General features: G+C 61.9%; 30 protein-coding genes. 11 read left to right on the top strand and 19 right to left on the bottom strand.

What is annotated here, in order from left to right; all coding sequences use genetic code 11:
• Positions 1 to 59: 59 nt before the first annotated feature.
• Positions 60 to 1,409, bottom strand: a complete 1,350-nt coding sequence (locus tag ANTHELSMS3_RS07170; RefSeq protein WP_094034274.1) for an aminotransferase class III-fold pyridoxal phosphate-dependent enzyme — start codon at positions 1,407 to 1,409, stop codon at positions 60 to 62.
• Positions 1,410 to 1,538: 129 nt separating this feature from the next.
• Between ANTHELSMS3_RS07170 and ANTHELSMS3_RS07175 the strand changes: the two genes are divergently transcribed.
• The 3 genes from ANTHELSMS3_RS07175 to ANTHELSMS3_RS07185 are packed head-to-tail and all read left to right on the top strand — an operon-like array spanning position 1,539 to position 4,132.
• The gene (locus ANTHELSMS3_RS07175) at positions 1,539 to 2,447 is read left to right on the top strand and encodes an ankyrin repeat domain-containing protein (protein WP_094034275.1); all 909 of its coding nucleotides are present in this window, start codon (positions 1,539 to 1,541) and stop codon (positions 2,445 to 2,447) included.
• Positions 2,444 to 3,262 carry a hypothetical protein gene (locus tag ANTHELSMS3_RS07180; RefSeq protein ID WP_157733432.1) on the top strand — a complete coding sequence of 273 codons (819 nt, stop codon included), beginning with the start codon at positions 2,444 to 2,446 and terminating at the stop codon, positions 3,260 to 3,262. Before ANTHELSMS3_RS07175 ends, ANTHELSMS3_RS07180 begins: the two co-directional genes overlap by 4 nt.
• Before the next feature lie 45 nt (positions 3,263 to 3,307).
• Positions 3,308 to 4,132 (top strand): peptidoglycan recognition protein family protein, encoded by an 825-nt coding sequence (locus ANTHELSMS3_RS07185; RefSeq protein ID WP_157733433.1) that lies wholly within the window; start codon positions 3,308 to 3,310, stop codon positions 4,130 to 4,132.
• A gap of 88 nt (positions 4,133 to 4,220) precedes the next feature.
• Here ANTHELSMS3_RS07185 and rpmE read toward each other — a convergent pair whose 3' ends face one another.
• The 15 genes from rpmE to ffh all read right to left on the bottom strand — a co-directional run bounded on the left by rpmE (position 4,221) and on the right by ffh (position 15,139).
• Positions 4,221 to 4,442, bottom strand: coding sequence for a 50S ribosomal protein L31 (rpmE, locus tag ANTHELSMS3_RS07190; protein ID WP_089276775.1), 222 nt, complete (start codon positions 4,440 to 4,442; stop codon positions 4,221 to 4,223).
• A 12-nt stretch (positions 4,443 to 4,454) separates the two neighbouring features.
• Complete coding sequence (rplS, locus tag ANTHELSMS3_RS07195; RefSeq protein ID WP_089276774.1) at positions 4,455 to 4,850, bottom strand: 50S ribosomal protein L19; 396 nt, start codon at positions 4,848 to 4,850, stop codon at positions 4,455 to 4,457.
• Positions 4,851 to 5,176: 326 nt separating this feature from the next.
• Entirely contained in the window at positions 5,177 to 5,533 is a 357-nt protein-coding gene (locus tag ANTHELSMS3_RS07200) for a hypothetical protein (protein ID WP_094034278.1), read from the bottom strand.
• Between the two features lie 124 nt (positions 5,534 to 5,657).
• Positions 5,658 to 7,082, bottom strand: a complete 1,425-nt coding sequence (locus ANTHELSMS3_RS07205) for an SH3 domain-containing protein (RefSeq protein ID WP_094034279.1) — start codon at positions 7,080 to 7,082, stop codon at positions 5,658 to 5,660.
• 30 nt (positions 7,083 to 7,112) lie between these two features.
• Positions 7,113 to 7,916 (bottom strand): tRNA (guanosine(37)-N1)-methyltransferase TrmD, encoded by an 804-nt coding sequence (gene trmD / locus ANTHELSMS3_RS07210; RefSeq protein WP_094034280.1) that lies wholly within the window; start codon positions 7,914 to 7,916, stop codon positions 7,113 to 7,115.
• Between the two features lie 64 nt (positions 7,917 to 7,980).
• Positions 7,981 to 9,066 (bottom strand): hypothetical protein, encoded by a 1,086-nt coding sequence (locus ANTHELSMS3_RS07215; protein ID WP_094034281.1) that lies wholly within the window; start codon positions 9,064 to 9,066, stop codon positions 7,981 to 7,983.
• Positions 9,067 to 9,321: 255 nt separating this feature from the next.
• Positions 9,322 to 9,846: a ribosome maturation factor RimM gene (gene rimM / locus ANTHELSMS3_RS07220; RefSeq protein WP_094034282.1), complete on the bottom strand. Its 525-nt coding sequence runs from the start codon at positions 9,844 to 9,846 to the stop codon at positions 9,322 to 9,324.
• A 284-nt stretch (positions 9,847 to 10,130) separates the two neighbouring features.
• Entirely contained in the window at positions 10,131 to 10,505 is a 375-nt protein-coding gene (gene rpsP, locus ANTHELSMS3_RS07225) for a 30S ribosomal protein S16 (protein ID WP_089276769.1), read from the bottom strand.
• A 40-nt stretch (positions 10,506 to 10,545) separates the two neighbouring features.
• Complete coding sequence (locus tag ANTHELSMS3_RS07230) at positions 10,546 to 10,842, bottom strand: chorismate mutase (RefSeq protein WP_094034283.1); 297 nt, start codon at positions 10,840 to 10,842, stop codon at positions 10,546 to 10,548.
• Positions 10,835 to 11,437, bottom strand: coding sequence for a GNAT family N-acetyltransferase (locus ANTHELSMS3_RS07235; RefSeq protein ID WP_094034284.1), 603 nt, complete (start codon positions 11,435 to 11,437; stop codon positions 10,835 to 10,837). Before ANTHELSMS3_RS07235 ends, ANTHELSMS3_RS07230 begins: the two co-directional genes overlap by 8 nt.
• The gene (locus ANTHELSMS3_RS07240) at positions 11,437 to 12,006 is read right to left on the bottom strand and encodes a GNAT family N-acetyltransferase (protein WP_094034285.1); all 570 of its coding nucleotides are present in this window, start codon (positions 12,004 to 12,006) and stop codon (positions 11,437 to 11,439) included. Before ANTHELSMS3_RS07240 ends, ANTHELSMS3_RS07235 begins: the two co-directional genes overlap by 1 nt.
• On the bottom strand, positions 12,003 to 12,509 hold the full coding sequence (locus ANTHELSMS3_RS07245) for a GNAT family N-acetyltransferase (protein WP_094034286.1): 507 nt from the start codon (positions 12,507 to 12,509) through the stop codon (positions 12,003 to 12,005). Before ANTHELSMS3_RS07245 ends, ANTHELSMS3_RS07240 begins: the two co-directional genes overlap by 4 nt.
• Complete coding sequence (locus ANTHELSMS3_RS07250) at positions 12,506 to 13,033, bottom strand: GNAT family N-acetyltransferase (RefSeq protein ID WP_094034287.1); 528 nt, start codon at positions 13,031 to 13,033, stop codon at positions 12,506 to 12,508. The genes ANTHELSMS3_RS07245 and ANTHELSMS3_RS07250 overlap by 4 nt, the downstream gene beginning before the upstream one ends.
• Positions 13,030 to 13,548: a GNAT family N-acetyltransferase gene (locus tag ANTHELSMS3_RS07255; RefSeq protein ID WP_094034288.1), complete on the bottom strand. Its 519-nt coding sequence runs from the start codon at positions 13,546 to 13,548 to the stop codon at positions 13,030 to 13,032. The genes ANTHELSMS3_RS07250 and ANTHELSMS3_RS07255 overlap by 4 nt, the downstream gene beginning before the upstream one ends.
• 97 nt (positions 13,549 to 13,645) lie before the next feature.
• Positions 13,646 to 15,139, bottom strand: coding sequence for a signal recognition particle protein (gene ffh / locus ANTHELSMS3_RS07260; RefSeq protein ID WP_094034289.1), 1,494 nt, complete (start codon positions 15,137 to 15,139; stop codon positions 13,646 to 13,648).
• Between the two features lie 384 nt (positions 15,140 to 15,523).
• On the opposite strand from ffh, the gene ANTHELSMS3_RS07265 reads away from it, so the two are divergent.
• The gene (locus ANTHELSMS3_RS07265) at positions 15,524 to 15,967 is read left to right on the top strand and encodes a hypothetical protein (protein WP_094034290.1); all 444 of its coding nucleotides are present in this window, start codon (positions 15,524 to 15,526) and stop codon (positions 15,965 to 15,967) included.
• Positions 15,968 to 16,066: 99 nt separating this feature from the next.
• Here the strand turns inward: ANTHELSMS3_RS07265 and ANTHELSMS3_RS07270 are convergent, their stop codons facing one another.
• Positions 16,067 to 16,648, bottom strand: coding sequence for an FMN-dependent NADH-azoreductase (locus ANTHELSMS3_RS07270; RefSeq protein WP_094034291.1), 582 nt, complete (start codon positions 16,646 to 16,648; stop codon positions 16,067 to 16,069).
• A 124-nt stretch (positions 16,649 to 16,772) separates the two neighbouring features.
• On the opposite strand from ANTHELSMS3_RS07270, the gene ANTHELSMS3_RS07275 reads away from it, so the two are divergent.
• Genes ANTHELSMS3_RS07275 through ANTHELSMS3_RS07285 form a run of 3 tightly spaced genes read left to right on the top strand, consistent with a single transcriptional unit; the run spans position 16,773 to position 19,445 of the window.
• Positions 16,773 to 17,654, top strand: coding sequence for a LysR family transcriptional regulator (locus ANTHELSMS3_RS07275; protein ID WP_094034292.1), 882 nt, complete (start codon positions 16,773 to 16,775; stop codon positions 17,652 to 17,654).
• Entirely contained in the window at positions 17,651 to 18,553 is a 903-nt protein-coding gene (locus ANTHELSMS3_RS07280) for a DMT family transporter (RefSeq protein WP_254694873.1), read from the top strand. Before ANTHELSMS3_RS07275 ends, ANTHELSMS3_RS07280 begins: the two co-directional genes overlap by 4 nt.
• Positions 18,554 to 18,602: 49 nt before the next feature.
• Positions 18,603 to 19,445: a transglutaminase-like domain-containing protein gene (locus tag ANTHELSMS3_RS07285; protein WP_094034293.1), complete on the top strand. Its 843-nt coding sequence runs from the start codon at positions 18,603 to 18,605 to the stop codon at positions 19,443 to 19,445.
• 18 nt (positions 19,446 to 19,463) lie between these two features.
• On the opposite strand, the gene ANTHELSMS3_RS07290 is transcribed toward ANTHELSMS3_RS07285, so the two are convergent.
• Positions 19,464 to 19,808: an ArsR/SmtB family transcription factor gene (locus ANTHELSMS3_RS07290; protein ID WP_094034294.1), complete on the bottom strand. Its 345-nt coding sequence runs from the start codon at positions 19,806 to 19,808 to the stop codon at positions 19,464 to 19,466.
• Positions 19,805 to 20,746 (bottom strand): alpha/beta hydrolase, encoded by a 942-nt coding sequence (locus tag ANTHELSMS3_RS07295; RefSeq protein WP_094034295.1) that lies wholly within the window; start codon positions 20,744 to 20,746, stop codon positions 19,805 to 19,807. Before ANTHELSMS3_RS07295 ends, ANTHELSMS3_RS07290 begins: the two co-directional genes overlap by 4 nt.
• 252 nt (positions 20,747 to 20,998) lie before the next feature.
• On the opposite strand from ANTHELSMS3_RS07295, the gene ANTHELSMS3_RS07300 reads away from it, so the two are divergent.
• The 4 genes from ANTHELSMS3_RS07300 to ANTHELSMS3_RS07315 all read left to right on the top strand — a co-directional run bounded on the left by ANTHELSMS3_RS07300 (position 20,999) and on the right by ANTHELSMS3_RS07315 (position 23,102).
• Positions 20,999 to 21,412 carry an AtpZ/AtpI family protein gene (locus ANTHELSMS3_RS07300; protein WP_094034296.1) on the top strand — a complete coding sequence of 138 codons (414 nt, stop codon included), beginning with the start codon at positions 20,999 to 21,001 and terminating at the stop codon, positions 21,410 to 21,412.
• Entirely contained in the window at positions 21,402 to 22,163 is a 762-nt protein-coding gene (locus ANTHELSMS3_RS07305) for a F0F1 ATP synthase subunit A (RefSeq protein ID WP_094034297.1), read from the top strand. Before ANTHELSMS3_RS07300 ends, ANTHELSMS3_RS07305 begins: the two co-directional genes overlap by 11 nt.
• Positions 22,164 to 22,240: 77 nt before the next feature.
• Complete coding sequence (locus ANTHELSMS3_RS07310) at positions 22,241 to 22,465, top strand: F0F1 ATP synthase subunit C (RefSeq protein WP_089276753.1); 225 nt, start codon at positions 22,241 to 22,243, stop codon at positions 22,463 to 22,465.
• Between the two features lie 85 nt (positions 22,466 to 22,550).
• Positions 22,551 to 23,102 (top strand): F0F1 ATP synthase subunit B', encoded by a 552-nt coding sequence (locus tag ANTHELSMS3_RS07315; protein ID WP_094034298.1) that lies wholly within the window; start codon positions 22,551 to 22,553, stop codon positions 23,100 to 23,102.
• Positions 23,103 to 23,105 lie beyond the last annotated feature (3 nt).

Genomic DNA, 23,105 nt, shown 5'->3' on the forward strand with positions numbered 1-23,105 from the left:
GAAACAGAAAGGGGCCGCCCGGTGGGCGGCCCCTTTTTTTGTTCTGACGCTCGCCTGTTTCAGGCCGCTGCGAACCCGGCATCAAGCGCGGCCAGGATGGTGTTCACCTCACCTGCGGTGATGGTCAGCGGTGGCGACATCAGAACGTTGTGCGCGCCAAGGCGGACCATCGCGCCCGCCTCGTAGGCGGTCTGGTGGATGCGTTTCATGGTGTCATTGTCCATCGGGGTCTTGGCGTCCCGGTTGCTGACAATCTCAATCCCGGTCATCAACCCGTGGCCTCCGCGCACATCGCCGATGATGTCGTGCTTTTCGGCCAGCTTCAGAACGCCCTCATGAAGTTGTGTACCGAGCGCGGCGGCGTTGGTCTTGGTGTCCAGACGCAGGGTTTCTTCAAGGCAGGCGATGACCGCCGCCGCGCCCACCGGATGCGCCGAGTAGGTGTAGCCGTGATAGATGGCGCCCTCGGCGCCGGAGGTCTCAAACACCTCCGCCACCTTGCCAGAGATCAACGCGGCCCCAACCGGGAAATACCCGGAGGTGATGCCCTTGGCGGTGCACATCATGTCCGGTTTCACCCCCCAATGCCGCGCGCCGGACCAGTCGCCGGTGCGGCCAAAGCCGGTGATGACCTCATCCGAGATCAAAAGGATGCCGTGGCGGTCGCAAATCTCACGCATCAGCGGCATGAAGGTCGCGTCGGGCACGATCACGCCACCGGCGCCTTGGATCGGCTCCATGATGAAGGCGGCGATGGTGTTGGCGCCCTGAAACTGGATCTCATCCTCCATCGCCTGCGCGATCAGTTGTGCCAGTTGGGCCGGGTCCGTCTCATTGAACGGATTGCGATAGGTGTAGGGCGCGGGGAGGTGGAAACAGCCGGGCAACAGCGGCTCATAGCCGATACGAAAGCGGTTGTTGCCGTTGACGGATGCACCGCCGAAATGAGTGCCGTGATAGCCCTTTTTCAGGCTGAGAAACTTGGTGCGCGTGGGTTCGCCCCGCAGGCGGTGATACTGCCGCGCCAGACGCAGGCAAGTTTCGACCGTGTCCGATCCGCCGGAGGTGAAGAACACCCGCTCTATCCCGTCAGGGGCAAAGAATTCCTGCACCTTGTAGGCCGCCTCGATCGCGGGCGGGTTCGAAGTGCCCGCAAAGGCGGAATAATACGGCAGCTCATACAGCTGATCCGCGATGGACTGCTTTACCTTGTCGTTGGAATAGCCAAGGTTGACGCACCACAGCCCGCCGACGGCATCGACCACGCTATGCCCGTCGATATCGGTGATAGAGCTGCCCGCCGCGCCCTTGATTATCTTGGGCGGGGTGACCTGCGCGTCGCCGGGATGGCCCATAGGGTGCCATAGCTGAAGGGCATTGTTTTCTTTGAGAAAGTTCTCGTCCTTCATGTGGCGACTCCCTATGGATTTTGATCAAATCTGGCAGGGGGCGAAAGGGCTGTCCAGAGGGCGGCGAGCGTTGCACCCACGGGCGATTGCTCCTACGATCTCAGCACGGGATTCTGGGATGGTATTTTGATGGGTATTGCGCGCTCGACGGTATTTTACGTCTTTTCGCTGGGGGTATTCACGGCAAGCGCCGCACTGGCAGACGAGTGTCCCGCGTGGCTGACGTCGGAGTTCCACGCGAGTGCGACATTGGAAGGCATCGACGATTGCCTTTCGTCTGGCCGACTGCTGACAGAAAGAACGGACGCGGGTGAAACGCCTTTGCATCTCGCTGCGGGAGCAGCGCGAACGGCTGATGGCATTCGCGCGCTCTTGCGGATCGGGGCGGATATCACCTTGTCTACAGAGGCAGGGTGGACTCCACTGCATAGTGCCGCCGCACAGGGGACAGCGCCGGCCTTTGTTTCGGCGTTGCTGGTGTACGGCGCAGACATAGAGGCAAACGCCGAGCCGGATTGGTGGTGCATGCGCAAGCATTGCAGTGTGACACCCTTGATCCTTACGTCTGGGCGAAAAGTCGATGCAATTGAGGTTCTGACAACGCTTTTGGGGGCTGGGGCGCGTGTGGATGTCAGAGACCAAGACATGCAAACGCCGTTGCACCATGCGGCGGCGAACAGGGGATTGGCTGAAGTCGAAGTTCTGTTGACTGCGGGCGCGGATGTATCTGCAGAAGATGCAGCGGGTGAAACGCCCTTGCATCAAGTTGCACGGAGGCCGGATGCAGACCCTGCTGTCGTTGCGTTGCTGCTACAGGCAGGGGCCTTGGTCGATGCCAAAAAGGACGAAGATACAACGCCTTTGATTCTTGCCTCTTACTATGTGAGCGATCCGGCCGTGGTGCAAATACTGGTCAAGCACTCAGAGGATCCCTGTTTTAAAGATGACAAGGGGCGTAGCGCCCTCGATGGTATTTTGTACAACGAGAATCTTGAAAAGGACGATTTGTATTGGTCGCTTAGCGAGATTTGCAAATGACGCGAAAGCCAGCAAGGCGGATGGGGCTAAAGCTGGGCTGGGCCGCGATACGCAGAGCGATTTGGGTGATCGGCTTTTGTGCGTTTGTCTTGGTGTATGGGGCGACGCTATTTATCCCTAGTGTAACTGGCGCCGTACTGGGCCTGCTTTCCAAAATGGGCGTTTCTTCTGCGGTCAGCCTGACCAGCGACGTCGTTCAGTTACAAAAAAAGAACGCCGAGCTGGAACGGAAAAGCGCGCGAGCCCAAAGCGAAAGCAAACGTTTGGCGAAAAAGTCGGTGGATCTGGACAGACAGGTTAAGTCGCTTGAGCTGGACAACGCTAAATTGAGACGGTCAGCAGACACGGCCGAGCAATCCGCGCGGAAGCTGCGTCTGGCCTCCACCAAGGCAGATGACATAACACGGCGGATGGCCCGCCGGACAGCAACGAACGCTAGTCGGAATCTGGGTTCAATGGTTCTGGAGGGCGTTCCCGTCGTCGGCGTTCTTACGATTGCCAGTGTGACGGTTTTAGAGATTCAGGATTCCTGTGAGAACATCAAAGACATGGCGGAACTGCGTTCCGCATTCGGATTGGAACTTGAGCAAAGCAGGGCCGATGAGATTTGTGGATACGTCGTTCCGATGCCCCACCAGTTTGCCAATCTGACTATTTCGCAATGTGAAGAGCACGCCGAGACAGTGGCTGCCGATCTTGGAAGCGAAGCTGCCGAAACGATATGGCAGACCTGTGATTGCATTCGATTGCCGGATGGTTGCACCGATGCCGCTCCGCGTCCGGAACAGAACAAGCAACTGTTGGCGCTCCCATAGATGGGCCGCCGGGTGGGCCGCCAAATAATGTGGATGAGGTTCACCATGAACAACTTGCTGATCGTTCTGTCGTTGTGGTGGCTGCTATTGGCGCCACCGCAAGCCCTTGCCGAACCGGCGCCGCTGTCCATTCCCGGTGAAATCACGGTGCCCTTTCGCGGCGTGGACCACTCCGCACTGCGCGGGTTTGCGCAGGACCGGATTACGCATATCACTTTTCACCACGAAGGGTTTGCCGGAACGGATTCCGACCTCTTCCGACGGGCAAGTGCGGCGCGCGACCGTCAGACTATCGACCAGCGGGTCCGCAACATTCATGCCTATCACGCCGGGGACGCGGGGCTGGGGATGTTTGCCTATCACTACGCCGTCGACAAGGCGGGCAATATTGCCAAGGGGCGTCCCGTATCGCTGAAACCTTCGACCCGGTCGACAGCGATCGGATCGCGAAATCTAGCGGATTTTGCCGGGCATTTTGCCGTGGTCGCTCTGGGCGACTTTAACCACGAAAGCCTGACCCCGGCGGGGCGATTGGCCTATGTTCGGGTGATGTCAGAGGCGCAGCGCGCCTACCGCGTGCCGACGGCGCAGATCCAACCGCACAAGCACCACGCTGCCACCTCCTGCCCCGGCACGCATATCCTAAAAGAGGCGGGTGCCTTGCGGGAAATGGTCCGACACTACAGCCTTCAGGCTGAACTCGTGGGGCGGGGCTGTCTGAAGGATACGCCGGACGGAAAATGGGGGCCGAAAAGCCGTCGCGCCCTGCGTGCTTTTAGCAAAGCCAACCGGGGTGTGGTGGCGCAACCTGAGGTCAGTGACGTCGCACTATTCGGGATGCTGGACGCGCCGGGCGCGGCCTGTCGGTGATCGGGCACAGCGGCGACACACAGAGCCAGAGCGCGAAACGAAAAACGCCGCCCCGAGGGGCGGCGTTTCGATACCGAAAGGCGTTGGATCAGAAACCCAGACCTTCGTACTTTTTCTTGAACTTCGAAACGCGGCCACCCTGGTCCAGGATGCGGCCCGTGCCGCCGGTCCAAGCCGGGTGAACCGTGGGGTCGATGTCGAGGACGAGCGTGTCGCCCTCTTTGCCCCACGTCGAACGTGTCTGGTATTCGGTCCCATCAGTCATCTTGACGTTGATGACGTGGTATTCGGGGTGCAGGTTCTTTTTCATGTCACGGGTTCCTTACGCGTCTGCGCCGGCGTTCTTGGTTTTGAGCGCCTTGTAGGTTGTGTCCTCTGCGATCCGGGCCGATTTGCCACGGCGCGCGCGCAGGTAGTACATCTTGGCGCGGCGGACGCGGCCACGACGGACAACTTCGATGCTTTCGATGTTGGTCGAGAACAGCGGGAACACACGTTCCACGCCTTCGCCAAAGGAAATCTTGCGGACCGTGAACGACCCGGCGATGCCCTTGCCGTGCTTGCGGCTGATGCAGACGCCTTCGTACATCTGGACCCGGGTGCGGGTGCCTTCGGTCACTTTGTAACCCACGCGAACGGTGTCGCCGGGTTTGAAATCGGGAATTGTCTTCCCGAGCGAGGCGATTTGCTCTGCCTCAAGCTGTGCGATCAGGTTCATCTGACCTTCTCCTATATGCGTCGCGGTTTTCCCGCGGAGATGTCTGGCGATTGCTTTCTTCCCAACCGGGAAAAGAGATGCGCCAGCTTTTGTTTGTTCTTCGGTGGTCCCGTGAGCGGTCCCACAAACTCAATCGGCGCCGAGTCGCCTCAGCACCGAAAGATGCGCGTGTGTAGATGCGCGCGCGTCGCAAATCAAGGGCAAAGCAGGCGTGGCCTCGGCAATCTCTGGCCTGCTCTATTCCGGGCTCACCGGCTGCCCGGGTCGATTCCCGAATGACCGTAGGACCGGGCGATCAGAACCTGCCCGAGGCCAAAAGGGCGGACCTAGTAGGTGGAACACTCGTGCAGCGTGACACCGTTCAGCGTGGTGGCGTTCAGGTTGGCCACAAGGGTCACGCCGGTGTGTGCGTTGCCCTTGGCAGAGGCGAGTATGCGTGGGCAATCCCCAAAGCCCAGATCCGATTCTATCGCGACCCCCACGGAACCGGACTGGGCATGCCAAAGCGACACGTTGAGGACTGCGGGATCTTCGTCGTAGGCGGGTTCTGCAACGGAATACGACGTGATTTCATCCCCTTGGAATGTCCAAGTCACAAAGGTGCCCTGCTGGACGCGGTCCCATGCAAGTGCGGGGGCGCCAACCATCAGGGCGGCAAGACAAAGGGGCAGGATTGGTTTCATGGCGCGTGTGCTCCGTATGAAGAGCACAAGCGTTGCACGGGCTCTGCCCCCCTGTAAAGCGCGATGCAGGGCGTTCCAGCGGACACAAGCGGGCCACGACGACCTTCTTGCCTGGCGTCCGGGCCTAGCGTCCAGGGGTGGGGCCGTCGATCAGCGGGCGCAGGTCGGACCACCAGTAAGGAGACAGGAATCGTGCACTGACCCAGCCCGTTTGACCGTCCGCGCGCACCTGCATCCAGACGCCCTGAACGTCGTCAACGATGCGGCAGTCGCTGACCTCGACGGTCTGCTCGGCGCGAAGCCGACCGGAGACAGCGGCCTCCAAAGAGGGTTGCGCACGCATGTTGACCTCCCGGACGGCGGTCTGCGTCAGGTCGTTTTCGTTGACGTAATCGGATGCCCCGTTCAGATCGCCGGACCAGAACTGTCCCTGCTTCGTCAGGCTGCCGGAGTGGCAGCCAAAGGTATCGGCCAGCAGCGCCACCGGCGCGGCGCGGGGCCGGAACCTGTCCACCGGCAAGGCGCAGAACTGCCGCCCATCGGCCTGACAGGGCGGCGACCCTGGGCGCATGTCTAACCCGATGGTGTCATCATCGAACAGTTCCACTATGCAATGTGCGGCCCCGTTCAGGCTGGCCGCGATGCGGCGACTGCCCAGAAGGTTGGTCATGTCCTCAAGGCTGGTTGTGATCGGGTCCGGGTTACTGCCATCGATGTAGCCGAATTCATAGTCGACAAAGGACCGCCGGATATCCGGCGCGGCGACAAAGGCCGTGCGGCACAGCCCGGCAACCGTGTCCATCATCAGCGCCGACTTGTGGATCGGGCGCGACAGGATCGGCGGGCCGACCGGGGTCAGGCGCATGGCATGGGTGCGGATGCCGCCACGCAGATAGAAAAAGCTGTTCGCCTCGCGATGTTCCAGTGCCTCGGACAACAGGATCGGCGGCGCGACGCCACCCATGATCAAAGAGGCATAGGCCTGCACGATGTCATAGGTGACGTTCATCATTTGCCGGGCCTCGACGGCCTGCGTGGCTTGTGCCTCTGGCAAAAGGCCCATGTGAAACCCCAACTGCGCGCCGTGTTCGACAAACCGCGCGTCATCGCCATAGGCGATGTCGCGGGTCGAGGTGGCCAGCGCCACGGCCAGCGCACAGGCGGACAGGCACGGCGCGTCACGCAGGACAAAGATGCCGTAGATGTCGGGATCCTGGCTTTCCAGAATGCCCTTGAGATACTGCCCGAGGGCGATGCCCTCGACAAAACTGCCGCCGGGGCTGTCGATCACGATCAGCTTGCCCCATGTGGACTGCAGCGTCTCGCGAATGCGGTCGGTGTCACCCGGATTGATCCGACCCGACAGGTGAAAGACCGTCGCATCACGAATGCCCTCATTTACCCTGCCCGGTCCCCAGTTGGCTGAATAGATCGACTGTAATTGCATCAGGCGCGGCACAAGATCGGGGCGTTTTTCGGCGTCCATCGCTGCGGCGGCAACCGGCAAAAAAAGGGTCAGCGCGCAGAGAAGTTTCCGGAGAATGGGCATTGTTGATAACCTTTGGTTGAGAAAGGGCGGTCAGTCTTTGCGGTCCTTGTATGCCTGCCAAAGATCAGGGCGGCGGGCCTTGGTCAGCGCTTCGCTTTGCGCGCGCCGCCAATCGGCGACAGCGCCGTGGTTGCCGGACAGCAGGACCGGCGGGATCGGACGGCCCTGCCATTCGGCGGGGCGGGTGTATTGCGGATGCTCTAACAGACCGTCGGAAAAGCTCTCTTCTTCGGTCGAGTCTGCGTTGCCAAGAACACCGGGCAAGAGCCGGACAACCGCGTCCAGCATCACCTGTGCCGCCAATTCGCCGCCGGTCAGGACATAATCGCCGATCGATACCTCTGCGATGTCAAACTGGTCGATCACGCGCTGGTCCAACCCTTCGAACCGACCGCAGATCATCGTGACACCGGGGCGGGTGGCCAGATCGCGGGCCATTCTTTGCGTAAAAGGGCGACCGCGTGGTGAGAGGTAGATCAGCGGCGCACCGGCATGCTGGCTGGCGCGGGCGGTTGCGATCGCGGCGGCCATGACGTCGGGGCGCAGCACCATGCCCGCGCCGCCTCCGGCGGGTGTGTCGTCGACGTTCCGGTGCTTGCCCTCACCGAAGGTGCGCAGCGGCACGGTGTTGAGTTGCCACTTGCCTTCCTTCAGCGCCTTGCCGGTCAGCGACAGGCCCAGTGTGCCGGGAAACGCCTCTGGGAAAAGCGTGATGATCTGTGCGCGAAAGGCGCGCGCCAGTTCCGGGTCCTGTTCCATCAGGTCGCGCGGCTGCAGTGTGGGGCGGATGGTCTTGCGGCCATGCGACCGGCTGGGAGGTGTCTTGTCTGACATGAGGTGTCCTGCTGTTCCATGTCCTGTTACCGCGAGGTATGGGCACGGGGCAAGCGCAGCGCCGTCAGAGATAATCCGAACGGTTGGGGGCGGCAACAAGACGGCCGCTGGACAGATCCCATGCCGGACGCGGATGCGGTTTGCGCCCCTCCAACACCGTAAAGACGCACTGGGGGTCAGGCCAGCGGGGGCTGTCACTGAGGCTGGCCAGCGCGTCCAGTTCGGCCTTCAACCGAATAACTGCGTCCGCGGGGGGCACATAGACCAAACCGCGGTGTCGGTAGATGCCGACGTTGCAATTGGCAATGATGCCACGCACCTGTTCGAGAAACGCGCTGTCCGCGTCGATGTACGCGTTCTGTAGCTGCGCACCATCGGCAAGGCGCGCGAGGTAGACCGCGACACTTGCGTGATCACACGCCGGCTGTGTCGCGCACCAAAGGGCGGCCTCCCTTTGGGCGAGATCCGTCGGGTCATGCTCTGTCACGATGCGGTGCCACAGGTCTATGTCGGGCGCGTTCATCGCGCGCAGGACTTGGGTCAGGGTGCCGGGGGCAGGGGCGGTGGCCTGCAACTCGCGCGTTGCCTGATAGGCCGCGAGGGACTGGTCATAGGACGCGCGTGCCTTCGCGATCATGTCGATTTCCTGGCGCAGGCCCAGCACGACGTCGGGACGCTGAAACAGTTGTGCGATACGGCCCGCTTCGCCAGGGGGCGCTTTCAGGCATTGTTTCAATAGTGTCAGGGTAAGTGTGAGGTCGCGCGGCAGCGCCGCGATGTCGGAGGCGTTCCAGCTATCCAGAATGCGCGTCAGGATGCGGGCGATAGCGGTTTCCCGAGTTGGCGGGGCATCAGGTTCGGCCCGCAGATCGACCGCTGCCTCTAGCGCTTTGGCGATGGCCAGCCTTTGGTCGTTCAGCGTGGGCAAATCCGATCCGGCGCGGCGCAAGGCGGCACGGCGCAAGAGCGCGGGGCCACGGCGGCGCGGTTTCCCGGGTCGAAATGACGACAGCAGAGCAAGCAAGCCGCCCGCACTTCCGATGACGATGCCGAAGGAAAGGAAGGCTGACGATACCGGCGCTGCCGCCAAAAGCGCTGCGGGGCAAAGCGCCGCTCCCGCAAGGAGCAGGCGATAAACCGGAACGTCCATGGAAACCTCTTCAAACCAATTTGATTGCGGCTAAAATTAGACAGAAAATATGGCCGCAAAGTGGTCTGGGGAGCGCTAAATCGCTTGGGCTGGTTGCGCATTTGGGGACTGAAGGCCGGAAATGCGGCGTCTGTTTCCCTGGGGCGATCAAGTGCGGAGGGTGTCCGGGGGCGCTATCTTTCTAAGGGCCAAGATCTGACAGATTCGCGGCAACGCTCAGTGGTGTTGCCCCCTTGCGTAGACACAACCACGGGGTCAGTCGGACGCCTGTGCCTCGTCGAACAGGCCCTCGGGCGGATCGGCGACGATGCGCCCTGCCGTCAGATCGACTGTGGGGACGGCAGCCATGGTAAAGGGCAGAAGGACGGTGCGGGACACACCCGGCACCTGAAGCTCCAGCAGATCCGTCGCGCCGTGATTGTGGACTGCGTGCACCTTGCCCAGGGGTGCGCCGCCGGTATCAAAGACCGAAAGTCCGATCAGATCGGCATGATAATATTCATCATCGGGCAGGTTGGGCAGCCGGTCGCGCGGCGCAAAAAGACGGACGCCGCGCAGGGCGTCGGCCTGTTCCTTGGTGGTGACGCCAGACACTTCGGCGGCAAACCCGTTTTTGATCTCGCGCAGGATCTGAACCTCGAAGGTGCGAGAGCCGTCTTCGGTGGTCAGGGGGTCATAGTCGCTGATCGCATAGGGATCGGCGGTAAAGCTCTTGAGCCGCACTTCGCCGTGAACACCGAAGGCACCCGCAATTGCGCCAACGCAGATCGTCTCAGTCATTGTGATATGTCGAAACAGACGCCACCGCGTGCCTCGCCTCCCCGGGTTTCGCAGCGGTCATGCCACGTTGTCTCGGAATACAGAAATCCCGCGACGAACGCCACGGTTAGAAGAATGATAAGGCGGATCAGGCGGAACATGATGCCGTCGGGTTGGCGGGACGGGACTCGTGCTGTCGCACATCGCCCGCCCACCAACCCGTCCACCGGAACGGCGCGGGGTCTTTCCAGTAGAAAGCCCCCTGAACCAAGGGGTGCCTGTGCCAGAACACATGCACGCCTCGATTAGTCCGCGGCGGGCTCTGCAGCGGCTTCGGCTGCTGCAGCGGCTTTGGCGGCTTTCTCTTCTGCGCGGTCCTGAGCTTTTTTGCCCGGGGTGCCCTTCTTGAGGTTGCTGCGCTCTTTTTTCTCAATGATTTCGGCAGCTTCAAGGAAACGCGACACGCGGTCGGTCACTTGGGCGCCCTGGCTCAGCCAGTACTGGATACGCTCGATGTCCATCTTGACGCGGTCTTCGCTGTCCTTGGCGAGAAGCGGATTATAGGTGCCCAGCTTTTCGATAAAGCGACCGTCGCGCGGCATGCGGCTGTCCGCTGCTACGATACGGTAAAAGGGGCGCTTTTTCGAGCCGCCACGGGCGAGACGAATTTTAACTGCCATTGGTATTCTCCTTTGGATGGCTTGGTCGACGGGAGGCCCGTCAGGATTTGTGTTGCTTGTGGTGCTGGATGACTTCCTGAATGACAAAGTTCAGGAATTTCTTGGCGAATTCCGGGTCGAGATCGGCCTGGAGTGCCAGATCCTGGAGCCGCGCGATCTGATTGTCTTCGCGCGCGGGGTCGGATGGGGGAAGGTCGTGTTGCGCCTTGAGAACGCCCACGGCCTGAGTGTGCTTGAACCGCTCTGCGAGCGTGAAAACGAGGATCGCGTCGAGACGGTCGATCGACTCGCGGTGTTCCTTGAGCAGGTCGGCAGCGCGGGAAACGGTGTCAGTCAATGGCCCAGCCTTTCGGTTTGAACAGGGGATCCTGGTAATGTGCGATTTCCATGTCGACGCCGTGACCTACCTGCCCGGACAACTCATCCAGTGACGGGTGGCGGTAGACCGCGTCGCTGCCGTCGATTGTCGGCGCGTCAGTGTCCTTGGTGCAGCCAAGTCGTTCGGCCAGTCGAATGGAGTCGAGGTTCTTGGGGTCGATATAGCTGACGGCGGTAGTCCAGCCGCAATCCCGGTAGAGATGCTGCCGCACGCGGTCCGTGGCCTCCAGCGCGTAGCCCTTGCCCGCCTGGTCCGGCCAGATGATCCATGCGATTTCACGTTCTGGCCATTTGGCAGGAAACCAGCCACCCGCCATGCCGACGGTATCGCCGGTCTCACGCAAGTGTACCATCCACATACCGAAACCGCGGATTTCCCAATGCCCGATTTCAGCGGCATACAGCATCCATGTCTCATAGCCATTGAGCGGGCCGCCCATGAACCGAGAGCGATAGGAGGCGAAGGTCGCCTTGAAGTCGGGGTAATCCTCGGGCTTGGGACTGCGCAGCACCAGCCGTTTGGTTTCCAGCACAGGAATATCGCGGTGGCCCATCAGGCGGCCTCCTTAATGTGGCGATAGACATGGGTCTGGTCGGTCAATTCTGCCTCGGCCACCGCATCGCGGCGGGCGCCAAGCCGGGTCATCAAGGCGATGCAGCGGGTGTTTTCGGGCGCGACGTAAGAAACGACGCTATCCCAGCCCAGAACATCGAACGCGTGGGAACGCACCGCTTCGAGTGCCTCAAAGGCATAGCCCTGTCCCTCGACCTCTGGTGTGAGGAAGATGCCCATTTCGGGTTCTGGATCTTCGTATTCGAACCCCAACAGGGCAAAGCCGGCGGAGGGGGTGGTGCTGGCGTCGATGGTCCAGAGACCAAAACCATGCAGCAGCCAGCAAGCGGTGTAGTTGGTGAAATCTGCCCAAGCCGCGTCACGGGTCGCAGGCCCGCCCATGTGGACAGCGCGGTCGGAGCACAGGATGCCGGCATAGGCGTCGAAATCATAGATGCGCGGACCGCGCAGTTGCAGGCGGCGGGTGTCCAGAACCGGCAGACGCCCGCCCAGACGGGCGGCGGCGCGGGCACCGGGGCCGGGGATGTGACGTTCGCAGGGCGCGGTCATGACGGCCCCCCGGTATGACGCCAGACTTGTACGGGGTGCTCCATCAGGGTCCGGTCACGTTCATGGCGGGCGCCAAGCCGTTCGGCGACACGGCGCGAGGCGTCATTGTCGGGGTGAATGTATGAGATGAGAGGACCAAGGCCGCGGTCGGTGGCGGCCCAGTCGCGCACGCAGGCGGCGGCCTCTGTCGCGTATCCCTTGCCCTCGAATCCGTCAAATATGTGCCAGCCCAGTTCCGGTTCGTCCCACATGATATGGTTGACCACGCCGACGCGGCCGACCTTGTGCCCGTCATGCAGGACCATGAAGAATCCGTAGCCACGCAAGGCCCAGTGACCAAAGCCAGACAGAAAGCCGCGCCATTGGGCGAACTCATCCTCGACCGGGCCGCCGACAAAGCGTGCGCGCGGTGAGGCCATGAAGGCGGCAACCGGCGCGAAATCCTCTTCAAGCGGGGTGCGCAGGGTCAGGCGGTCCGTTGTCAGGGTGATGTGCGGGATCATGTCAGCGCCTCCGGTCCCGGATGGCGCCACAGTTCGTCCTCACCCATGTTTTCGTTGTGGTAGGTCCGTTCATAGGTTGCGCCAAGACGCTGGGCCAATGCGGCGGAGCGGCTGTTGCCGGGCACGATGTTCGACGTCAGCGTGGTAAAGCCGAGGTCATCATAAGCCCATGCACGGGCGCGCTCTGCGGCCTCACGCGCGATGCCCTTGCCTTCAAACCCGTCAAAGACCACCCAGCCGAGTTCCGGCTCGGGCCAGGTTTCAGGGTTCCAGATGCCACAGATCCCGGCAGCCTGACCGGTGTCTTTTAGTTCGATCACGAAATAGCCGTATCCGTGCCAGTGCCAGTGGCCGATGTTCATTGTAAACCAGCGCCAGGCGTCGCCGCGCAGCGGGATGTGGCCAAAGCCCTCTGACCGCAGTGGATCGCGCAGGAAGGCGATGACCGCCTCGGCGTCCGCCTTTTCAGGTCCGCGCAGGATCAAACGTTCGGTTTCGATGCGGGGGGCGTTGGTCAGGCTCATGCGTAGGCCTCCGGTCCGCCGTCGGTGTCGGGGCTGTGCCGGTAGACCACGTCGACGTCGTCATAGGTTGCGGCGCGCGGATCCAGTTTGGCACTCAAACGCTGCGCCAGCGCGATAGAACGGGCGTTGCGATGGTCGATATAAGACACCAGTGTGGGCATCTCCTGTTCCCACGCCCAATGCAGCGCAACGGTGGCGGCCTCAAAGGCGTAGCCGCATCCCTCAAACCCGTCGAAGATGATCCAGCCCAGTTCACGCTCAGGGAAATGCGGAGGGTGAGTGATAGCGATCTGACCGGCCATTTGGCCGTCCACATCGATCGCCCATGCACCAAAGCCCATCAGATCCCAACTGCCCACTTCTGAGGAAAAGCCGTACCACAGGTGGGTCCGGTTCTTGGGGGCGTCCATAAACGCGGCCCGAGTCGAGGCATAGAATGCCTCGAAACCGTCCATGTCCGACAGGACATGCGGGCGCAGCGTCAGGCGCGGGGTATGCAGGGTGGGAGCGGGCATTGGGGTTTATCGGGCCTTGGCGCGTCTGGTGGGGGCGGATGCCTCCGGCGGGAGTATTTGCCACCAAGAAGAAGCGCAGGGTTGGATCCTTTTGCTGTTACTTTTTCTTGCCGAAACCGGAGAGACCGGGGGGCAGCGCGCCGCCGCCCATGCCGGGCAGGCCAGGGATGCCGCCCTTGGCGCCCATCTGTTTGGCGGCGGCCTCCAGCGCCTTGGGGTCCATGCCGGCGGGCATGCCGCCCTTGCCGCCGAACATGCCTTTCATGGCCTGTTTCAGCATGCCGCCCTTGCCCATCTTCTTCATCATGTCGGACATCTGGCGTTGCATCTTGAGCAACTTGTTGAGGTCGGACACCTCCATGCCAGAGCCTTTAGCGATGCGTTTCTTGCGGCTGGCCTGAAGGATCTGCGGATTGGCGCGTTCCTTTTTGGTCATCGACTGGATCAGGGCAATCTGCTGTCTGAGCATCCTGTCGTCGATACCGGCACCGTCCATCTGCTTGGCCATTTTGCCCATACCGGGCATCATGGACATCATGCCCTCCATGCCGCCCATCTTGATCATCTGTTCCAGTTGCGTCTTGAGGTCGTTCATATTGAACTGACCCTTCTGGAACCGCTTCATCATGCGCTCGGCCTGTTCGGCCTCCAGCGTCTGTTGCGCCTTTTCGACGAGCGCGACGATGTCGCCCATGCCAAGGATGCGGCCGGCGACGCGGTCTGGCTCAAACGTCTCTAGCGCGTCCATCTTTTCGCCAAGGCCGACGAACTTGATCGGCTTGCCAGTGATCGCGCGCATGGACAGGGCGGCACCGCCGCGCCCGTCGCCGTCCATCCGGGTCAAAACGACGCCGGTGATTCCGATGCGAGTGTCGAAATTTTCCGCCGTGTGCACGGCGTCCTGACCGGTCAGGCCGTCCACCACCAGCAGCGTTTCGCGCGGGTTGGCGACATCGCGCACCGCCTCTACCTGGGCCATCAGTTCGTCGTCGATGGACAGACGACCGGCGGTGTCCAGCATGTAGACGTCGTAACCGCCCATGCCTGCCTGCGTCTTGGCGCGTTTGGCGATGGCGACCGGGTCTTCGCCCTTGACGATGGGCAGGGTATCGACGCCGATCTGGGTGCCAAGGATCTGCAACTGTTCCATGGCGGCGGGGCGGTTGACGTCTAGCGAGGCCATCAGGACCTTCTTGCCGTCGCGCTCTTTCAGCCGTTTGGCCAGCTTGGCGGTGGTGGTCGTCTTACCGCCGCCCTGCAGGCCGACCATCAGGATCGGCGCGGGCGGGCTGTCGATGCGCAGCTTGCCGGGGTCACCGTCCTCTTCACCTGCGAGCACAGCAATCAATTCATCGTGGACGATCTTGACGACTTGCTGACCGGGGGTAACGGATTTCGTCACCGCAGCGCCGGTGGCTTTTTTCTCGACCGCCTTGATAAAGTTGCGCGCGACGGGCAACGAAACGTCGGCCTCCAGCAGGGCCACGCGAACCTCACGCAGGGCTGTGCGGACGTCATCCTCGGACAGCGCGCCCTGCTTGGTCAGCCGGTCAAAGACGCCGCCAAGGCGTTCTGAGAGATTTTCAAACATGAGGGCAGGCCCTCCTTCTCTTCTGTCTGTGCCCCTTAAGGATAAGGGGCCACAACCGGTGACTCAATCGCGGATGGGAAATGCCAGAGAGCCCTTGTTAGCTCTTTTCAAGCGGGTGCGCCCCCGTGGGCGCAACGCGCTGACGGAGGGCGATCCCGGGCATAGCCCATGGGACCGGAAGACAAAGACGGCTTCCGGGGTTCAGGATCGATTAGAGGATGGTGCGCGCCGAGTCAAGTCTAGGGAGGGTAAGGGTCTGTTAGGCATGTCGCGGCTAGGGTCAAGGCTCAAGGGCATAACCTTTTGAGGCGGTTGCCGATCCAGTCAAAACCGTGTCAGAGACGCCAGTAGTTCGTTTTTGCAATTGCAGGGACCGCCGACTCCATGCCCGCCACTTATCGCGTATTGCCGCAATTGAATATCGTGCTGGTCCTGTTCCGTGGCGATATCACTGTGGATCAGAACGTCGAGACGCTGCTTCGGTATCGGTCGGACCCGCTGTTCGATGGCGGGCAACATACGCTGCTGGATGTCATGGACTGCACCTTTCCGGAGGGTTTTTTTGCCGAAACGGCGCGACTGGCAAACCGGCTTCGGTCGTACCATGAGGCGCGCGACCCTCGCGCGCGATCCTCGATCTTTGCCCCCGGCAAGGTGAACTACGGCATCTGCAAGCTTTACCGCGATGCGGTTCAGGCCAAGATGCCGTATCCGGTGGATGTGTTCCGTGATCCCGAATCCGCTTTGCGCTATCTGGATCTTGATCCTGCGGATCGTCGCGTTCGGGGGCTGTTGGGGCAGGTCACGCAGGGATTTGCGTCGAATTGATTCGCTGGTGGTGACTCGATCTTGAAAAAGCTGTCCGCCAGTGTTGGCCCCGGCGGGCGGGTCTGCGCGACACCGAATATACGCGCAGACCGGGCGCGTTCAGGCAGCCAGCTTGCGAACATCCGCATCGGCGCGCGCTTTGGACGCTTCGGCATCGACCATCAGGCGGTCCGAGCGCACCACCTGCACGTCGGTGATGCCGACAAAGCCCAGAACGTGCCGCAGCCAGGGTGTGGCAAAGTCGATAGGGCCATCCACTTCTGTACCTCCAGAAGCAATGACAAGGATCACGCGCTTGTCATCCAACAGACCGACCGAGCCGGTTTCGGTGTATTTGAACGTGATGCCCGCCCGCGCGATCATGTCGACCCATGCCTTGAGGCTGGAAGGCACGCCGAAGTTGTAGATGGGCGTCGCAATCACCAAGGTGTCGGCGGCGCGCACTTCGTCGATCAGCCGGTCGGATAGCGCCAGCTTGTCCTGCTGTTCAGGGGTGCGGGCATCTGCGGGGGTCATGTTGGCGGCCAGCCATGCGCCGTCGATCTGCGGAACAGTGTCCGTCAGATCGCGAGTGACAAGATGGGCTGGGTCAAGACGGGCGATAACGGTGTCGGCCAGTTGGCGGGTGACAGAGCCCTCGGTGCGGGCAGAGGCGTCGATGCGTAGAACGGTCTGTGTCATGTAGCGGGTCCTTGTAGGAAACAGGTCTTTCAGACGCTCTATTTGACCATTGCATATGCGAACACAATGGCGGACAAAGCGCAGAGTGTGTGCGCAGTCGCGCAGCCGCTTTGAGAGGTGTAAGATGGACAACTGGGATGAGATCCGCACGGCTTTTCAGGTGGCGCGGCTGGGGACAGTCAGCGGCGCAGCGGAAGTGTTGGGGGTGCACCACGCTACGGTGATCCGCCATATCGACGCGTTAGAGGGCCGGATGGGCGTCAAGCTGTTCCAGCGCCATGCGCGCGGCTATACCGCGACTGAGGCAGGCACCGACCTGATGCGCGTGGCACAGACCACGGACGACCAGTTGCAGCAACTCGAAGGGCGGATCAAAGGGCGCGGCAATGCGGTCGCAGGTGAGCTGTTGGTGACATCGCTCATCTCGTTTGCGCCGCTCATGGTGCCGGCGCTGAAGACGTTTCGCGCGCGCTATCCGGATGTGATCGTGCGGTTCTTGACCGATGACCGGGTGTTCCGTCTGGAATACGGAGAGGCGCATGTGGCGCTGCGCGCCGGGCCTGCCCCGCAAGAGCCCGACAATGTGGTGCAGGCCTTTTCCCGGCAGGACATCGCGATGTATGCGCACCGCGATTACGTCGAGGCGCACGGCCTCCCCGAGGACGAGGCGGCGTTGAAGGATCACTATTTCGTCGGCCATGATGATCCCGACAGCCGCGCGCCGTTTCAGCGTTGGCTGACAGCGCGGGTGCCTTATGACCGGATCGTGTTCCGCACCACCGACACGCGCGTCAGCGAGACGGCGGTGATTGGCGGCGCGGGCATCGGGTTTCTGGGCACGCGTGAGGCGTCCCGGCATCCGGATCTGGTGCAGGTCATGCCCCCGCGTGAGGATTGGACCGCGCCGCTCTGGCTGGTGACTCATGTGGATTTGCACCGCACCGCCAAGGTGCAGGCGTTCCTGAGCCACCTCAAGGAATTCTGCGGCGAAGCGTCGGCGCGATGACAGAGGCGGGACGCGGGCATCTTGCGATGCTGGGCTTTGCGATGTTGGTGTCGGGGTCATTTTCGCTGGGCGCGCTGGCCGCGCCGCACATCGACCCGGCGGCCCTGAACGCGGTGCGCTTTGTCATCGCCGCGTCGGTGCTTTGGGCGGTGGCGCTGGCCACGGGCAAGGTGGACCGGGCGGTCTTTGCCGCACCATGGCGGTACTTCGTGCTGGCGGGTCTGTTTGCCATCTATTTCGTGACCATGTTCGAGGGGCTGAAGACGGCGGCACCTGTCAGCATGGCGGCAGTGTTTACCCTGAATCCCGCGCTGACGGCGGTCTTTGGCTATTTCGTGGCGCGTCAGATCACGACGCCGCGCATGGCTCTGGCAATTGTCGTGGGGGGCACCGGCGCACTTTGGGTGATATTCGACGCCGATTTCGCCGCTCTTTTGCGGTTTGAGGTCGGACGCGGCGAGGCAATCTATTTCTGGGGATGCGTGGCGCACGCGCTGTATGCCCCGATGTTGAGGCGGCTTAGCCGGGGAGAGTCCGGCATTGCGTTCAATGCGGGCATTCTGACGGCAGGGGGCGTGATCCTGTGTATCTGGGCGGGGCCGGCGCTGATCTCGATGGACTGGGCAGCCCTGCCGGCAATCGTCTGGTGGACCATCCTTTACATTTCATTGGCGGCGACCGGCGTGACCTTTCTGATCTTGCGCTATGCGGCGCTGCGCCTGCCATCGGCCAAGGTCATGGCCTACACCTATATCGTGCCAAGCTGCGTGATCCTTTGGGAATTGGCACTGGGGCGTGGCGTGCCGACCGCTCTTGTTCTGCCCGGTGTGGCATTGACGGCGCTATCTCTATTGTTGCTGCTTAAGAATGAGGAACCTGTTGCGGTGTCATCGCCCTGACACACTGCCGGTCTAGCCGAGGCAATTAGCTAGGCCGCAGGAGTGTGATATGATCGAAGTGACAATGCGATTTCCGGCGCAGCCGGGCCAGTTTACTGCGCCGATGGGCATGGTGACGCCACAAAGCTCGCCGGTCAGTTTTACTGCGACAGGCGCGCGGATGAATACGGTATGCGCGGCAAATGTCTCTCAGCATCTCGCTCTGGGCGAGCCAGAGGCCGATGAGGTCGTCTTGCGCTGGCAATTTGCACCGGGCGGAGGTCCCTATCCTCAAGAGATGTTCTCGACCTTTGACAACCGCTTTACTCGTGCGGCCAGCGGCATGGCCGGTGAAACCGTTGAGATCGCACAATCAGCAGGGGGCGGTCTGGCAGGGCTGCAAGCGATCGTCGACCATGTCGCGGGAATCTTTGACTATGGGCATCCCGAAGACCGCTTTTACGACGGCTTTGACGAGATCCCGCACCTGTGTGACATGACCACCGGATCCTGTGTGGATATCAACGCCTATCTGATCGCGGGGCTGCGCAGCGCCGGGTATGAGGCAGGCTATATCTATGGGCTCTTTGTGCCTGAGACCAAGCGTGACTGGGCGGAAGACGGGCATTGCTGGGTTGTAACCCGCCACGACGGCATGGTGCAGTGCTGGGATATTGCGCATCACCTCAAGATGGGGTTGCGCAAGGTGACGCCGGGGCTGAACCCACGCCCGGGCGTACGGCTGGCGATGGGGCATTCGATGGGCTGGAACGTGCCTGCACTGGGGCTGGAGGCGGTCAAGCTGATGGCTTTGCCGCTATGGATCACCGACCAGGGACCGCAGGTGCCTGAGAGTATGAAGATTTCCCTGTCGGGATATGATGAATTGGCCGCTGTGCCGGAGCCTGCCTAAAGGCGTGCCGCCGTTGCTTTAGCTCCCGGCGTCGTGGTCTTCATTTGGCAATTCCTGTTCTAAGAACCGTTCAAACGCGTCCAGATTGACCGGCTCAAACTGGCCAAAGCCCTGCATCCAGACAGAGGCTGTCCGCAGGGCGTCCGGTTCCAGTTTGCACCACTTTACCCTGCCGCGCTTTTCCTGACTGATCAGGCGGGCGTTGGTGAGCACGGTAAGGTGTTTGGAAATCGCGGCCAGCGACATCTCGAACGGATGGGCAACGTCCGTCACGGCCATGTCGTCCTCCAGCAGCATCGCAAGGATGCGGCGGCGGGTGGGGTCCGCGAGCGCGGCAAAGACGGTGTCCAGCGGATCGTTCATCGCGCGCCGAGGATAAAGGCACCGATCCGATCGGCCAGACCGGGAGCCAGCGGCAGCGTGGGATCACTGTAGGTCGCCAAATTGCCGGTGCGCGAGTCGTCAAGCGCGGACTTCAGAACGTGGGTCATGCCCTCGACCATATACAGCGTTCCTTGCGGCAGCGCCTCGACAAGGGCGCGCGCGTCGCCTTCGGTGATTTGCAAGTCAGAGGTGCCTTGCACAACCAGTGTCGGCAGGTCGATGGTCTGTGCCTGGACTGTCGGGTCATCAATGGCGAAGAGTTCCATCAAGAAGGGCTGAATGGGCGGCGCAAAGATAGCGGCCAGCGGGCCGGGCAGGGCCTCAGGCGGGACCGGGGTTCCGGCGATCAGAGAAACCATCGCCTTTTCCAGCGCCTTTTGATGCGGGGCTAATGCGGGCACGGCGCGCAGTTGTTCCAGCATGATCTGACTGACCGGGCGGCCCGGTGCGGCCAGCAGGACCAGACCGCAAATGTCGTCGCGGCTGTGGGCGAGTTCCAGCGCGACCAGACCGCCTTCGGAATGGCCGGTCAGCCAGATGCAGGGCAGGCCGCTGCGCTCCTTGGCAAGGTCGATCCACTGGGCGGCGTCCTTTGCGTACAGTCCGATGGTCACAGCGTTTGGATTGCCGGTGCTTTGCCCGATACCGCGTTTGTCGGCGCGGATAGTGGCGATGCCTTGCGGCTCCAATGCCTCGGCGAGCAGGCGATAGGCGTCGGTCGCCAACCCTTGCACAGAGTTGCCGTGCCGATCCGTTGGCCCCGATGCGGGCAGGACCAGAGCAACAGCTGACGGGGTCTGTGGCGTCAGGTACGTCCCCTGTAGTCGGGCGTCGGATTGGGTGATCTCGATCTCTTCGGCGACCATCGGGGCCGCAAGCAGGGCCAGCCAGAAACTCAGGTAAAGGGCGGGGCGCATGGGCGTCTCCTGTAGCGGTTTGAGGTGGTGTGGGCGGGGCGGAAAGAAAACTCAACCGCAAAGTTGAATGTGCAATTGCAGCGTCTCGGGCGCTGTCGGCACCTGCGGCGGAATGGCTTGCGAGCGGATGTGTTCAGTTTTGTCATTAAATAACAGTGGTATAGGGGCGATCGCGCCGGTCGTTCACGCGTGTTGACTCAAAGCCCGCCGCGACATAGCACCAAGGCGAACCTGAGTGGAGCTAACGCCGACGTGAGCGACCAAGATCCCAAGCGCAAGCTGGACGACCTGGACGCCAAACTGACCGCCTACAAGGCGGGTCGGAAAGTCGACAAGGCCCATCAGGAAGAGCACTACAGCCAGGCCAATATCGCCTGGCGCATGGTGACGGAAATGGTGGCCGGTCTGGGGATCGGTTTCGGGATCGGCTTTGGTCTCGATGTTCTTTTGGGCACCAAGCCGTTCCTGATGGTGGTGTTCGCACTTCTGGGCGTTGCGGCGGGCATCAAGGTGATGCTGCGCACGGCCAAAGAAGTGCAGGCGAGTATGAGCCCCGGCACGACCGGGACAGGCCCCGGCGGGGCCACAGGCAAAAGCCCCGGTGAGGGCGATGAAGACAGCGCCCGGGCCACCGGAGCGGATGAGGGGAAAAGACATGGCGACTGAAAGCGCGGAAAAGGCAGACGGCGGCCTGGTGTTCCACCCGATGGACCAGTTCATCGTCAAGCCGCTGTTCGGCGATGCGGGCACGGTGGGCATGTTCACCATCACCAACGTGACGCTCTGGCTGTTCCTGGCCATCGTGGCGGTTGTGCTGCTGATGGTTTTGGGCACCTCCAAGCGCGCCATCGTGCCGTCGCGGTCGCAGTCGGTGGCTGAACTGGCCTACGGCTTTGTCTACAAGATGGTCGAGGACGTCGCTGGCAAGGACGGTCTGAAGTATTTCCCCTACATCATGACCCTATTCATGTTCATCGTCTTCGCCAACTTCCTTGGCCTGCTGCCGATGAGCTTTACCACCACCTCGCATTTTGCCGTGACCGTGGTGCTGGCAATGGCGGTCTTCCTGACCGTGACCATCCTTGGGTTCGTCAAGAACGGCGCCGGTTTCCTGGGCCTGTTCTGGGTGTCGAGCGCGCCGCTGGCGCTGCGCCCGATCCTGGCGATCATCGAGCTGATCTCGTACTTTGTGCGCCCGGTCAGCCACTCCATTCGTCTTGCGGGCAACGTCATGGCCGGCCACGCGGTGATCAAGGTCTTCGCCGGTTTTGCAGCCATCGCAGCAATCTCGCCGATCTCGATCCTGGCGATCACCGCCATGTACGGGCTGGAGGTCTTGGTGGCCTTTATCCAGGCCTATGTCTTCACGATCCTGACCTGCGTGTACCTCAAGGACGCGCTGCATCCGTCACACTGATACGGTGGCCGGGCTAAAACCCGGCCTACCGACTGAACAACCCGAATACTCAACTTCCAATCGTAAGGAGAATCTCAATGGAAGGCGATCTCGCACACATCGGCGCAGGCCTGGCAGCAATCGGTTCCGGCGCAGCCGCAATCGGGGTGGGTAACGTTGCAGGCAACTTCCTGTCCGGCGCCCTGCGCAACCCGTCGGCAGCCGCCGGCCAGACCGCGACCCTCTTCATCGGTATCGCATTCGCAGAAGCGCTGGGCATCTTTGCCTTCCTCGTTTCGCTGCTGCTGATGTTCGCCGTCTAAACCACGGAACTTAACGATCCTTACGCGCGGGCGGTCAGGCAGTCCTGACCGCCCGATGTAGAGACAAGTTCCGACGGAGGACAACATGGCGACCGAAACTCACGGGTCCGAGCCTGTCAGCGCATGCGTTGACGCCGGCGGCAGCGCCGTCGGGATGCCGCAGCTCTGCGGCGACTGGATCGGAAACCAGGTCTTCTGGCTGGTGATCACGCTTGTCGTGATTTACTTTGTACTGGCCCGTATCGCCCTGCCGCGCATCGCCGCGGTTCTGGCGGAACGTCAGGGGACCATCACAAACGACATCGCCGCTGCCGAAGATCTCAAGCGCAAGGCCCAAGACGCCGAAGCTGCTTATGACAAGGCGCTTGCCGATGCCCGGGCCGAGGCTCAGGTTATTGCGCAAAAGGCGCGTGACGACATCAAGGCCGATTTGGGCGATGCAATCGCCAAGGCCGACGCGGAAATCGCAGCCAAGGCCGTCGAGTCGGAGAAGGCAATCGCCGAGATCCGCGATAGCGCCATGGCCCATGTCGAGACCGTGGCAAAAGATACCGCCGGGGCCATCGTGGCCGCGCTGGGCGGTGCCGCTGACGACGCCAAGATCGCGAATGCGGTCGACGCGCAGCTGAAAGGGTAAGGC

Source organism: Antarctobacter heliothermus, assembly GCF_002237555.1.
GTDB lineage: Bacteria > Pseudomonadota > Alphaproteobacteria > Rhodobacterales > Rhodobacteraceae > Antarctobacter > Antarctobacter heliothermus_B.